The 13,005-nt window shown below is 41.0% G+C and carries 13 protein-coding genes and 1 pseudogene; 5 read left to right on the forward strand and 9 right to left on the reverse strand.

The annotated features are described in order from the left end of the window. Nucleotides 1–117 precede the first annotated feature (117 nt). The gene (locus H6G26_RS10025) at nucleotides 118–1,026 is read right to left on the reverse strand and encodes an AraC family transcriptional regulator (RefSeq protein WP_190729105.1); all 909 of its coding nucleotides are present in this window, start codon (nucleotides 1,024–1,026) and stop codon (nucleotides 118–120) included. 144 nt (nucleotides 1,027–1,170) lie between these two features. Here H6G26_RS10025 and H6G26_RS10030 point away from each other — a divergent pair, with 144 nt between their 5' ends. Then, nucleotides 1,171–1,677: an MAPEG family protein gene (locus tag H6G26_RS10030; RefSeq protein WP_190729106.1), complete on the forward strand. Its 507-nt coding sequence runs from the start codon at nucleotides 1,171–1,173 to the stop codon at nucleotides 1,675–1,677. Nucleotides 1,678–1,707: 30 nt separating this feature from the next. After that, nucleotides 1,708–2,418, forward strand: a complete 711-nt coding sequence (locus H6G26_RS10035) for a DUF4336 domain-containing protein (RefSeq protein ID WP_190729107.1) — start codon at nucleotides 1,708–1,710, stop codon at nucleotides 2,416–2,418. 61 nt (nucleotides 2,419–2,479) lie between these two features. On the opposite strand, the pseudogene H6G26_RS10040 reads toward H6G26_RS10035, so the two are convergent. Together H6G26_RS10040 and H6G26_RS10045 are read right to left on the reverse strand one after the other, a co-directional pair. Then, a pseudogene (locus H6G26_RS10040) lies at nucleotides 2,480–2,803 on the reverse strand (Uma2 family endonuclease); the annotation flags it as partial. Nucleotides 2,804–2,925: 122 nt separating this feature from the next. Continuing rightward, the gene (locus H6G26_RS10045; RefSeq protein ID WP_190729109.1) at nucleotides 2,926–3,723 is read right to left on the reverse strand and encodes an HAD family hydrolase; all 798 of its coding nucleotides are present in this window, start codon (nucleotides 3,721–3,723) and stop codon (nucleotides 2,926–2,928) included. Nucleotides 3,724–3,827: 104 nt separating this feature from the next. Here H6G26_RS10045 and H6G26_RS10050 point away from each other — a divergent pair, with 104 nt between their 5' ends. Beyond that, the gene (locus H6G26_RS10050; protein WP_190729110.1) at nucleotides 3,828–4,646 is read left to right on the forward strand and encodes a hypothetical protein; all 819 of its coding nucleotides are present in this window, start codon (nucleotides 3,828–3,830) and stop codon (nucleotides 4,644–4,646) included. Between the two features lie 140 nt (nucleotides 4,647–4,786). Here the strand turns inward: H6G26_RS10050 and H6G26_RS10055 are convergent, their stop codons facing one another. The 4 genes from H6G26_RS10055 to H6G26_RS10070 form a co-directional block, all read right to left on the reverse strand. Beyond that, nucleotides 4,787–5,497 (reverse strand): DevA family ABC transporter ATP-binding protein, encoded by a 711-nt coding sequence (locus tag H6G26_RS10055; protein ID WP_190729111.1) that lies wholly within the window; start codon nucleotides 5,495–5,497, stop codon nucleotides 4,787–4,789. 124 nt (nucleotides 5,498–5,621) lie between these two features. Beyond that, complete coding sequence (devC, locus tag H6G26_RS10060; RefSeq protein WP_190729112.1) at nucleotides 5,622–6,776, reverse strand: ABC transporter permease DevC; 1,155 nt, start codon at nucleotides 6,774–6,776, stop codon at nucleotides 5,622–5,624. A gap of 144 nt (nucleotides 6,777–6,920) precedes the next feature. Beyond that, nucleotides 6,921–8,345, reverse strand: coding sequence for an HlyD family efflux transporter periplasmic adaptor subunit (locus H6G26_RS10065; RefSeq protein ID WP_190729113.1), 1,425 nt, complete (start codon nucleotides 8,343–8,345; stop codon nucleotides 6,921–6,923). A gap of 836 nt (nucleotides 8,346–9,181) precedes the next feature. Then, complete coding sequence (locus H6G26_RS10070) at nucleotides 9,182–9,919, reverse strand: phycocyanobilin:ferredoxin oxidoreductase (protein ID WP_190729114.1); 738 nt, start codon at nucleotides 9,917–9,919, stop codon at nucleotides 9,182–9,184. Nucleotides 9,920–10,120: 201 nt separating this feature from the next. On the opposite strand from H6G26_RS10070, the gene H6G26_RS10075 reads away from it, so the two are divergent. After that, entirely contained in the window at nucleotides 10,121–10,348 is a 228-nt protein-coding gene (locus tag H6G26_RS10075; RefSeq protein ID WP_190729115.1) for a hypothetical protein, read from the forward strand. Between the two features lie 35 nt (nucleotides 10,349–10,383). On the opposite strand, the gene H6G26_RS10080 is transcribed toward H6G26_RS10075, so the two are convergent. After that, on the reverse strand, nucleotides 10,384–10,977 hold the full coding sequence (locus H6G26_RS10080; protein WP_190729116.1) for a nucleoside triphosphate pyrophosphatase: 594 nt from the start codon (nucleotides 10,975–10,977) through the stop codon (nucleotides 10,384–10,386). Nucleotides 10,978–11,070: 93 nt separating this feature from the next. Further along, nucleotides 11,071–11,616 carry a photosystem II reaction center PsbP gene (gene psbP / locus H6G26_RS10085; protein ID WP_190729117.1) on the reverse strand — a complete coding sequence of 182 codons (546 nt, stop codon included), beginning with the start codon at nucleotides 11,614–11,616 and terminating at the stop codon, nucleotides 11,071–11,073. A 379-nt stretch (nucleotides 11,617–11,995) separates the two neighbouring features. On the opposite strand from psbP, the gene H6G26_RS10090 reads away from it, so the two are divergent. After that, a complete protein-coding gene (locus H6G26_RS10090; protein ID WP_190729118.1) occupies nucleotides 11,996–12,997 on the forward strand; it encodes an ABC transporter substrate-binding protein in 1,002 nt (333 codons plus the stop codon). Nucleotides 12,998–13,005: the final 8 nt, after the last annotated feature.

A 13,005-nucleotide genomic window follows, 5' to 3' on the forward strand; every position in this document is an offset into this window, starting at 1 on the left:
TTATAGTGGAGTTGGAAATAAAACGCTAACGTTCTTATAAAAAGGCGTCGGGAAAACCCACTCTTTCTAAAGATGGGATGAGGCCCCGACGTCATCAACGTTAAATCCCATACCCTTTTAGGGGTGGGATGAGCTTAATTCTTGCTGATAACGCTTGGGAGTTGTGTGTAGCATTCGTTGAAACACAGATGTCATGTGACTCTGGTTGCCAAATCCCGCTTCTGCGGCTACTAGTGCCAGCGATCGCTTTTGGTTTTGTAACAGTTTTTGGGCAAGTTCTAGCCGACACCGAAGGACATACTGATAAGGTGATAGTCCAGTTGTTACCTTAAATGCTCGTGCGAAATGATAGGGGCTGAATCCTACTGTGGCAGCAATCTGGTTTAGGTTAAGTTCTTGGGATAGATTTGCTCTAATGTATTCCAAGACAAGCTTTAACAAATTTGGGTCTAAAAACTCTGGTGAACGTTTGAGCCGTCCAGATAGATTTGAACGTCGGTAAATTATCTGTGCCAACACCGCCGTTGCAACTGATTCTAAGTAGAATGCACCACCAGTTTGCCCATTATAAAAAAACTCTTGCATAGCGATCGCAGCACTCAAGCCCCAATGAGTTTTGGGAATTTGCCCTGGCTGCAATTCAATTGTCTGTCCCTCTGCTTCCACTTTGACTATGCGTTCTAGAAAAGATTGGGAATATCCAAACACTACAAAACAAGAAGCATCTTCCACCGAAGTATAAGTACTGCCTTGAGGCACAATATCAAAACCTCCTGGTAGTGCTTGGTAAGGTTGCAGTCGATCAGCATTGAAGGCAGCAATCCCACGAGTTTCCCCAAAACTTGTTACCACAAGGTTAAGTGGTGAGCGAATATTGACTTCTAAATGTCCTGGCGGAATGATTGCTACCATCAACTCTGGTGTTTCTAGCCAGTGTCCCCACTGGGGTAGAGCTTCTAGTGGGGGCTGATCAAGGGGAATTTTACATTCTGGGGGATTGAACAAAAACTCTTTTAGCAGATTCATCGGCACAGGCAATTAATAGCAATTTAAATGCTTCAACCCTATTGTCTCAAAAAGTAGATTTCGATATTCCGCAAGAATTGAAAAGACAGGAACAATTGCGGTCAAGTATTTTCAAAGTTAAGATTTTGATTCGAGTGATTGTCAATGCCTGTTCTGATTCCCATTTCAACTTTCTTTATTGGCTGTCATGGGCTAATTGCTCTAGGTTTATCCTATCGAGTGGCAATGGAACGCACCCGTACTCGGATTTGGCATGGTGCGTCTACATCTGAGGTTGCTTCACAGCCCAATTATCTAGATCATCCGAATGCTTGGGCAGAGTTTGTGGAAAACATGACACAACAATCTTCTGTCACGAAAAATATCGAAGACGGGGTGTTGCAGCGTACTATCCGAGCGCATGGTAACTTTACAGAATACGTACCCCTTGGCCTTATATTCCTAATTGCCCTAGAGTGTATGCAGGCTGGGAGAGGACTGTTGTGGATGCTAGGGACTCTTTTGACATTAGCTAGGATTGCCCATGCCTGGGGATTGATACAGACTTATGGCCCATCACCGGGCAGGGCGATTGGTTTTTTCGGAACTTGGTTAGTTTATATCGTCGGCAGTTTGGCTTGTCTTTACTACAGCGTGCAGCAATTTTTATAGTCTAGCGACGGTTCTAACTCAAAAATTATAATGCTTAAAGCAATTGATACCGACCTTTGGGTTGCTGAACAACCTCTAAAATATTTTGGCTTGGAAGTAGGGACGAGGATGACTGTGATTCGTCTGACCATTGGTAAATTAATGGTGGTCTCGCCTATTGAGATGGATGACGCAACTATCAATGAGCTAAATCAATTGGGAGAAGTGATTTATATTGTCGCCCCCAATTTGTACCATCATCTATTTGTTGCTGACTTCAAGCTGTGTTACCCCCATGCCAAACTATGGGCAGTATCTGGTCTGGAGCGTAAACGACCAGATTTGCAAATTGACTATATTATTAGCGATCGCAGCATTCACCAGATTAATGGAGTTGAGTATTTATTAGTACAAGGATTCAACACATTAGATACTAGCGGATGTTCACCACTCAATGAATGCGTCTTCTTTCATATCAAAAGCCGAACTTTGATTGTCACCGATACAGTTTTTCATTTTGATGATCAATGTTCGCCAAGTACAAGGTTTATAGCCAAACTTCTAGGTGGTTACAACCAACTTCGTCCATCAATATTGGAGAAATTTGCAACTCAGGATAAAGTCAAAGTCAAATGGTCAATTCAACAGCTTCTTGCTTGGGATTTTGAACGAGTAATTATGGCGCATGGCAGCATAATTGAACAAAATGGTAAATCTCAGTTTAAAGCAGGTTATGAGTGGTTTTTAGAAACCTCTTTGTAGCAATACTTAACCCATAAGTAAGTTGGCACGATAAAATCCATGTCTAATTACACCCTGCGTGTTACTGAATAGTATCAGGATCTACATTAAGCGATGGCTGCGCCAACGCCAAGGGCGATCGCAACCTTGCCTTTAACTGCTCTATCTGCAATTCTGCCTGTTCTGCTCGTTGGCGTTCCTGTTCTGCTCGTTGGCGTTCTTGTTCTGCCAGTTCTTCTGCTTGCTGTCTTGCTAAAACTTCCTGCCTTAAAGCCTCTGCCTGTTCATTTGGTATCAGTAATTTTTCTCCCGTATTCTCTCGATAAAACCCAATTAGCCTTCCCTCAACCACCAAACGCAGTTGTAATGGTTCACTGCGTCCATCTTGTATAGGTTCGTAGATTTCTCCTACTGGTTGACCATCAGCACTGGGGTAGAAGATTTCTGATTCGACATTAACAGGTAGAGTAGCCGTCATAGTTGTAAAATCAGTGCTACGAGATTATTGTAGAACAACTCTACTTCTCCTTAACTTGAGATGTGCAAGCTTTTCAAAATATAATTAGATAACTCACAAAATCCCTCGCCTTCGGCAGCGTGAGTAATATAAGCAGGGTGATATTTCAACTGATTCACATATTCCATAACATTCGCCACGCCTACAGAAACAGGAAAATAACGCCGATCAAATAAACTTTCATCATTGGGACTATCGCCCACAGTAACAATTTGTTCTGGTGAGTACTGGGGCAAATATTCGCGCAATACCTGCAACAATCCCACAGCTTTATCTTGCCCTTGGGGTTTAATGTGACACTGCACGTTGCTATAGGTAAATCCCCAACCCATTTGTTGACAAAGACTATCCAGGGTTTGTAGTTCGTCTTGACGCAAAGCAGCTACATCAAAAGTCCAGTCGGTGATGCGAAAGCGATTATCAGCAGATTCTTGGATTTGGGGAAATTTAGTTTGTAAATTCTCAAAAGTCATAGCCAAGTGCTGGCGATGTTTAGCTAAATCGGGAATGGGTGTTAAGACTACTGGTTTCTGGTTTCCAGGTGGAAAGTACAAACCACCATTTTCTGCCATAGCACCTGCCACTGGCATCAAACTACTCAATCCACTCACCCACCCAGCAGAACGTCCTGTGACAATCATTACTTTAATGTCAGCTGCGGCTAAATCCTCTAAAGCTTGCAGCAGTGCAGGAGTAAATTTTCCTCGTCTAGTCAGAGTGCCATCCATATCTGTGGCTATCAGACGAATATGAAGAAAGCTTGTAGATGAAAACTCAGACAGGACAGGGATGCTCTGGTGTCTGGACATACGTGGTTTTAAAACGATGTAAAAAATATTAATCATACAGCAAGATGGCATTGAAGATTTGGGCATCCTAAACATCAGGAGTCAAGTTTTTCAGTTTTCCAACCATGCCCACTTCGATGTTTCTTGCCCAAACCCCAGGAAAGCTTAAAAAAGCATCCCAGGAAGTGCCAGCAAGTAATCCTCAACTACCACCATTATTGGTGATAACCTCTGGAGGACTGGCTTTAATGGTGATTGCTTTAATTGTGTATAGTAAGCTCCAGATGAATAAGCTGGAGAAAAAACTTAAGTTTGAACAATTCCGTGCGCGAGAATTAGAGAAAAAGTTTAAGCTGGCGCTGGAAACAATTCGCAAAATGGAAACTAATCCCGATTTAGTCAACTCACGGGACTTTAATTTAGATTATCTGCGAATGCGGATGTCAGAGGAGGTGTTTCATTTTGCAATCCTGAATCAAGTGAAGATTCAAATCAAAGAGAAAGTTTCTCAAGCTCTGCGGCCAAATCAAGCTCAACAAGGAACAGTCGGAATTGCTAATAGTGCTGGACGGCAAGTAGATGAAATTTTTGATGTAGAGTATGAGACTGGTAGTCCAGGGAACTCTGCCAAGCGAGTGCTGTTTCGTATTCAAATCCGGTTAATGAAGTTACCGACGCAAGCAACTTCTGCGACTATTAGTCAAATTATTGACTGTATAGAAACTTATCTAAGCCCTATAGAAGACGAAGATAGTTGGCAACCAACAATTCAAGGTCGGATTGCTACTATGCATTGGGATCAAAAGGCTAAACCTACGCCTCTACTGGTACTGGAGCAATCGAATGAAGGCGTAAATGTAACTTTTCGCACTAGTCGCCAACCAAATGCCCCAATGCCACCAAACCAACCTGGAATGAAAAAATCAGGCTCGGCAAGACAATAAATTATGGCTGTCATTAATCATTAGTCATTTGTGCTTTGTAAATACAAATGACCAATGACAAAGAATGACTTTTACGAGTAAATAGGCTATGTTTATTTGCGTCACAGCTTAGTTATCAGCTGTGATTTCTCGCTTCGGAATCATGACTGAATAGCTGTATTGGGGGAATTACGAGTTAAAAGACCATCTTCCATTTCTACGATGCGATCGGCTATATCTAAAATGCGGTTGTCGTGTGTCACTAATAAGATAGTAGTTCCCTGATTTTTAGCCAGACTCTGCATTATTTCTACAACATCGCGTCCTGATTGTTTGTCTAATGCAGCTGTTGGTTCGTCTGCTAGCACCAGGGGGGGGCGATTCACCAATGCGCGAGCGATCGCAATTCTTTGTTTTTGTCCACCAGAAAGATTGTCTGGGTAGTAATCAACTCGTTCATCTAGCCCAACAGAACCAAGCATGGCTTTTGATTTAGCCACTGCTTCTATTTGAGAAATATTATCATTCAATTCTACCGCCATTTGTACATTTTGCTTCGCTGTCAAGAAACCTAACAAATTGTGAGCTTGGAAAATATAGCCAATGTTGCGTCGCATCTGCACCAATTTGTTCTGATTAACGCCAAAGAGTTCTTCACCTAAAAATTTTAAACTTCCCTCTTGTACTGAGCGCAAGCCACCAATTAAGCTCAGTAATGTTGTTTTACCTGAACCTGATGGCCCAGTCATAATTACAATTTCACCTGGATAAATTTCTAGGTTTATGTCAAACAATATCTGTTTTTTTAGTGCCCCTTTGCCATAGTAGTGATTGAGATTTTTAATGGCAATTACAGGTTCTTTTCCCATCATATTTTGGTTGGTTATAAGTTAGTAATCTTGAGACTTTGTAGTGCCTACCAAAAAATTAAGTTTTCTTAAATATTGATTTTAGTATAGAAATATAAATACTATATTTTAATTAATGTTTAATTAACTAAAAGATATCTGCTGGATCGGCAGAACGTAATTTTCGGACTGCGATCGCCCCAGAGATAATACACATTAGTATAGTCAGAATCAACACCATCACGGCACGATCAAAACTCATAAAAACTGGTAACAGAGTTGCTTCTCTGGCGCTTTTATACATAAATAAAGCAAAAAATATTCCAGGCAAATATCCTAATACTGCTAACAGCAAAGCTTCTTGAAGAATGACGGTTAATAAATAATTTTGTGTATAACCTATTGCCTTAAGAGTAGCGTATTCAGATAAATGATCTGCAACTTCTGTATAAAGAATTTGATAAACAATCACAGTCCCCACAATAAAACCCATGACAGTCCCTAATGTGAAAATAAATCCGATAGCTGTACTATTTGCCCAATAATTCCGCTCAAAATCAATAAATTCTTGCTTGGTTAAAACATTAACCTCGCTAGGTAAATATTTTCGTAACTCTTGGGCTACAACTGTAGAATTCGCTCCTGGTTTTAATCTAATTAAACCAATATCAATTAATCCTCTTTGACGATTGTTGAATATTCGCAAAAAGTTAATATCACTTGTAATTAAATTACCATCTGCACCAAATGATGCACCTAATGTAAATAGACCTTCTACTTTGATTCGCCGTCTTCGCACTTCTGCGGTTACAGTCTTTCCTTGATCATAATTAGCAGCAATTGGGCCATATTCTACTCTAGAAGAACGGTCATATAAAACTACATCAGGCAGTTTTAGTTTATCTAAATTTTCCTGAACTCCAGGTAAGTTAACTATGTTAGTTTCTGGGTTCATTCCAAATATCAGAATACTACGAGGGCGGCCTGTTACAGGATTTTTCCAGATTGTAAAGTCCAAATATATCGGATGTACTGATTGGACTGCGGGTAACTCTAAAGCTTTATATAACCGTCTTTGAGAAAAACTCCTCATCGCCAAAACAGCACTGGATTGACTATTGATTAAAACAATATCGCCCTGCAAGCTGTTATGAAATCTAACGTTACTATAATATAAGGCATCTCGGAAACCGAGTTGCATAAACATTAAAATATCAGCAAAGGAAATTCCTGCTAAAGCCACAGCTAGACGAGTTTTTTCTCTTGTTAGTTGTAGCCACGACAGAGGTATTTTTTGACTCATTTTATAGGCATCCAAGCACAGTTAGCAATTTTAGATTTTTCCTTGAATTCATTGTGATGACTCGGAGCAAATTTATAGAATCAGAACATTTGTAATCCAAAATATCAAATCATAAATTGGTATTATTGCTCGCCAATAACTTGATTAGTTATTAATATCGACAACAACTTTGGCGTAAGTTAAACCAGAAACTCTCTGGCTATCTTCTGGAGACAGAGCAATTTTCACTTCTACGACTCTGGCATCCACATCTGCAGCTGGATCTGTATTCAGCACATCTTTTTTACCAATTTTTCTGCCAATTTCAGTGACAGTTCCTTTTAATTCGCCGCTAAATGCTCCATTATCGCTGCTGATAGTGGCGTTTTGACCAATACGCACTTTACCAATACTGTCTTCGGCGACTTCAGCAATTACAAACATTTGGCTGGTTTGTCCAATTTCAGCAATGCCATTTGCACCGATCGCTTCGCCTGATTTGGTGTAAACTTTTAAAATCTCTCCAGCAATTGGTGCTTGAACGTAGCTTAACTTGAGTTCTGCTTCGGCTCTTCTAATATTTGCGATCGCATTACTAACTTGGGCTTGCGCTATTTGCACATCGGTAGGACTAACGTCTAAGATTCTGCTCAGTTTGGCCTTTTCTTCATCGATTTGTCTTTGCAAAGTTGCTACGGTTTTATCACGGTTAACTTTGGCTTCGATTAGCTGCTGTTGCAAAGTTGCTAAATTTTGTATTTGGGTAGCTCTGGCTTCGGCAAGTTGCTGTCGTATAGTTGCCAATGTTTGCTTTAGCGTAGCTTGGCTTTCGGCCACCTGTTGATTAGAAGTTACTGCACTCAAGCGTCTTCTGTCCCGCTCTTGCTGAGAAATGGCACCTTCTCTGTATAAATAATCATAGCGTCCGGCATCGACTTGAGCATTGCGCTGTTCGGCTCGAATACGTGCGACTGTTGCTCTGAGAGCATCTCTTTGCCCACTGAGTTCAGCTTCTAAGCGATTTACGGTTGCTTGTTGGACAAGTTTATCACCACTTAACTGAGCTGCAATCCGCGCGATCGTTGCTTGTCCTGCATTCCTTTCCCCAATTAACTGTGCTTGTAGGCGAGCAATAACTGCTCTTTGGGCTTGAATATCTCTTGGAGATCCGGCTCTGATTTGCGCTAAATTGGCACGGGCTTCTTGCACTTTGGCTTTTGCCTCTTGTAGTCCGGCTATTTGGGTATCGCGGTTATCCAAAATTGCGATAATTTGGCCTTGCTTTACCTGTTCACCCTCTCTCACCAGAAGTTGCTGAATTCGTGACGATGGTGCTAATCCTGATGATGGCGCGGACAATTTAACAACTTCGCCTCGTGGTTCCAAACGCCCAACAGCACTAATGCTATTGGTAGATGGCATTACAGGGGCAGATGTAGTTAGTTTTCTCAGCTGCTCGATTTTTGCTGTACCTAGTATCCCAGCAGCGATTACTATTGGCACAGCTACAGCGATACCCCACCAAATCTTAGGTTGTTCTTGATTAAATGCCTGCTCACTTGGCTTTGGCTTTTCAGTCACCCTTGACATAGTATGTTGCCCATTTACCTGAATTGTGCTAATGGAAGTAAAAATAAAAGGGTTTTTAATCAACAGCCAGCCACCTAGGACAAACAATAGTAGTTTAAAGCTGGGTATGGCTTAAAATCCATCGCGTGATGAACGCTTAACACTATGGCTTTACAAAATGGTGTTTTCTATAGTGCTTCTTGTTTGTATGCACTACATTTTGACCTCACTTCCATTCCTCTCTCCTTTTAGGAGAGAGGCTTTGAGGCATACTCCCCAACGTTAGCTCTTAAGGGGCTGGGGGTTAGGTCTGTATTGAAACCTAGAAACGCTATAGTAGCTGGCTATTCAATAACTCTGAGTATTGAGTGCAATGAACGTTAGCAAAATTCACAAGCAGTATGAATCTAGATGTATAGACGCGATGTATTGTGTCTATACACAAAATCCTAAATTGGTATGATGCGGTACTTTACTGCTACATTCACTACGGCTATAGTTAGCCACAAAATTGAAAAGAAACATCAAAAATAGATTGTTGCCTTTGCTGGATACAATCTTGGTACAAAAGTTAGTCTTCCTTAAGTGAATCAAGGATTAATTAACTAAAAAATATCTGTCAACTTGAGCATTTCTAACATTAGAGTTTCCTTAACTTTCTGGTCAATGACTTAGCACGGCTAGTTGCTTGCACCTACCAAGACAACAAACCATTTTGTGATATTGGCTTCAAAGACCTTACTATTCTCGCTGTTGCTGTTTTAGGACTCCATTAAACTCTCGTTGAATGAATTCTACATTTATCCGTTACGCGAAAACGTAACAGAGCCTACAGATGAGGGGGATAAGAGAGATGATTAAGTAGGGAGATCAAATAGAACTGTGGTCATGTAATTTTCTGCCCAAGCTGGGCCAAAAGCTTTTTCTAGTACGCGGCGGGTTTTATCGTTTTGCTGCTGTTTGGTGCAGTAATTATGTTGTCCAGCGAGATTTTGTGTGACTTGTTCAGCTGAAACAGGATGTGAGGCGATCGCTTGGGTGCAATGAATGTCTAAAAATTCTCGCACACGCGAGAGAAACATTGTTTCTTCTTCAGGGGAACCGGGGCGCACAAAGATACAAAAATCTGAAAAAATATCTCCCCATTCAGGTAATTCACGGGGTTGGGAAAAGTTAAGCACTGTTAGCTGTGTCAGTGCAGAAGTATAAGATTCTGGTAAGGTACGGTCTATTTGGATTGGAGAAAGGTCTGCGATCGCTGCACTAATTTGCCCTCTACCCCCAACTAAATCGCAACCAAACATTGGCAGGTTGTATTCGGGACGGGGAAACATGACGCAGTGCAAAATATCCAGCATATTTCCGATTTTCGCCAGTTCCAAGTGCATTTTCCGAAACTGGGGCGTTTGATAGCAACGATTTTCAATTGTCAGTTTTTCCCCTTCTAGTCTACCTTCCACATACCCCAACTCATCAGGCAGATGGTAGGGCGATAGATCCAGGTGCTGATGCCAAGCTGCTTCAATACAATCAGCTAGCTGACGAATTAGGGGATGTTGTTGCTCACGCAGCGAGGGTGTAGAAGTAAATGACATATTCTAGTTGGGAATGCGATCTAGTGGCCAGTCTACAACCTGTTGTGCCATAGCTGTTGTGGTCTGCAATATAAGCAAACACTTGCACTCAGCCAACGTAAATTTATAAGACAGATGCTTTTCAGAAGGATTATTTATTTTGTAGTCTAGGTTACAGAATTAATTTTAGATTAGCCCATTGGTAAAGGCTAATAAAAAGCCATGAAACTAGATTCTCGTAGACCAGATTTTGCTGTGCAACCAAGAAGACAGAATCTGGAAGGTTTGCAGCAGTTAAGAGCTTCTAATTGGGTGAAGCTTTTGCAACTTCCCAACCCCTTTAGTTTTGACGAAGCACTTTTATTGTGTCCGGTTTCAGCAGATGAGTGGCTAGCCTGGATTCCAGATCATGGCGAAGCAATACTCAATATTAGACAATTTAGTTATTAGTCATTGGTCATTGGTCAATTACTTGGGTTGAAAGACTATTGCCAGAAATCTGTGGCATCGTATCCCAGTTCTGCGAGCATATGCCGTAACAGGGGTAAACTGAGTCCTATTACATTGGTATGACAGCCTTCGATTTTTTCTACGAAGAAACTACCAAAACCTTCAATTGCAAAGGCTCCAGCACACTTGAGGGGTTCACCTGTGGCAACATAAGCTTTAATGGCGTGATCGCTCATTTGAGCAAAGTAAACTCTTGTAACTTGAGACTTGACTATAGTGCGATTTTGCTGACGGTCAATTAAGACATGGCCCGTGTACAAGTCGCCGAAGTTACCTTGCATTATCTGCCAACGTGCGATCGCTTCAGAGAAGTCTGCTGGTTTGCCGTAAATTTCATTATTCATGGACAGAACCGAATCACAACCCATAATCAAAGCCGATTCAAACTGTGGGGCTACAGTTTCCGCCTTGTACTGGGCAAGAGTTTTAACCAATTCTGCTGGTTCACTTAATTCAATTTGCGACTCATCAAAATCACTTGCTCGAACTATCGGTTCAATACCAACAGTTTGCAGCAGGCGGCGTCGGGCTGGGGAAGCTGAAGCAAGTACAAAAGGTGGAATTTTCATGAGATTTCAGAAAAACTTCGTAATTGGGTATTGGGTATTAATCAATAATTAATAGTTCTTCTTCCCCTGCCTCCTCTACTCGCTACTCCTCAATTAATAAACAGAAAAAGAATTTACAACCTCATCAATCATTCGTTTAACTTTCTGCCAACGTTTTTCAGGAATTGAGGCATTGAGGGTAAAAAGTTTACCACGGCTAACAGCGACGCTGGCGATGTTATGTCGTTGCTGTTGATTAGGGAGTTTAACCTCATACTCTAAAAGGTAGTATGTTTTTCCGTCTACTTCTCGCTGTGCAGCATTGACTAATTCAGCCGAACGACCAGATTCAGGAGGCGCAAGAGCAGCTTTTCCCAATTTATATCCTACTTCTGTTGGCGTTCCCAATTCTGACAAAGTTTTGCCTTCTGGAACTGGGCTAATCACAACAGAAACATTTTCAGACACCTCAATCAAATCGTGGAAAACCACATCTGGCCCATTGGCAACTTTAACTTGCAGCCAGCCGTTAGGATATAAAAACTGATAGCCATCATCAGAGTCTACAAAGCTTTTGAGTCCAGCCGCAGCCGCTACAGCAGAATTACTCAGGCTGAAATTCAACACCAGTAGCAAAATTAATACAATTCGTTTCCACATTTCTAAAGATTCCTTTGGGCTGGAGACAACACCAAGCTTGCATCATTTCTCGTTATTATTCTCCCATCAACAGGGACGCTTCGGATGAGGCATTAAATGTTGACAAATACTCTCTGGTGTATCACCTTACTGAAGAAGCGGTGTGAAATTATCCCCCTTGCCTCTTTGTCAATCCATTTTTATTATCTGGAAACTCGCTCAAGGTGGACTTGTATATACACAGTAGGATTCTTGGCGAGGGTTGAGGTCGTAAGGACTTTTGCAAGGGGTCTATTTTCTCAAATACAGCGCCTACATAGCTTTTACTATTATCTTATTTAGACGATAAAAGAGCGATATTCACTAATTATCCCTGAATACAAAACTCAAAGTTACGGTTATGTCATTGGCAAAATATTCTAGGTTTAAACTACTTAGATACATTGGAATTTTTCTCATTACTGCCTGTTTGCTATTTGCTTGTTATGCTTCAGCGCCAACTAAATTGAAACGCCCTCCCTTAAGAGTGGTATTTGGATCTTTTATTGGTGAGTATCCAGGCATAATTGCTCAAAAAAAAGGATTTTTTAAAGCCCAAGGGGTAGATGTGGAACTAATTTATAAACGATACACCCAATTGGAAAGAGCAAATTTCAGTGCGGGTAAATATGATGGTATTACATCGTCCTTGGGAAGTCTTATAATTTTGACTGCCACAAATCCCGATATACAAGGCGTGATCATTATAGATGAATCAATAGGGGCAGATGTAGTAGTTGCCCAATCACAAATTAAAACCGTCGCTGACTTGAAAGGGAAAAAGCTGGGTACAAATCTAGGCGGTTTTAGCGAAGTTTTCATGGCTGAGATGTTGAAAGCTGCTAACTTAACTAGCGATGATGTTAACTTGGTTAAATTAGAGGCTTTAGAAATTCCTCAATACCTGAGCAATAATGTTATTCAAGCTGGACATACTTGGGAACCTCATCTTTCTGAAGCTATTAAATTAGGGGGACATATCCTATTTACCAGCAAACAAACTCCTGGCTTAGTTTTAGATATGATTATCTTTCGTAATGATGTAATCCGCGATCGCCCCGAAGATATTCGTGCATTTGTGCAAGGATGGCTGCAAGCCTCGACCTACTGGAAAGCAAATGTTCAGGAAGGAAACGCGATCATCAGTAAAGCGTTAAAAATTCCTAGCAATACACTCTCTCTGGAAGGAGTAAACCTAAGTGATTTAGGTGAAAATCAAAAATTATTTCAATCTAGCAACCCCAACTCTATCTACAAAACTGCGAAGATATATGCAGACTTTTTTATTCGTTCTGGAAACGTGACGCGCATTCCTGAGCTAAATAGTTTGTTTAATTCTTCTTTCTTGAATTCTGCCTCCTAGTTTAAAGC

The sequence above is a fragment of the Nostoc sp. FACHB-888 genome (assembly GCF_014696655.1).
GTDB lineage: Bacteria > Cyanobacteriota > Cyanobacteriia > Cyanobacteriales > Nostocaceae > Nostoc.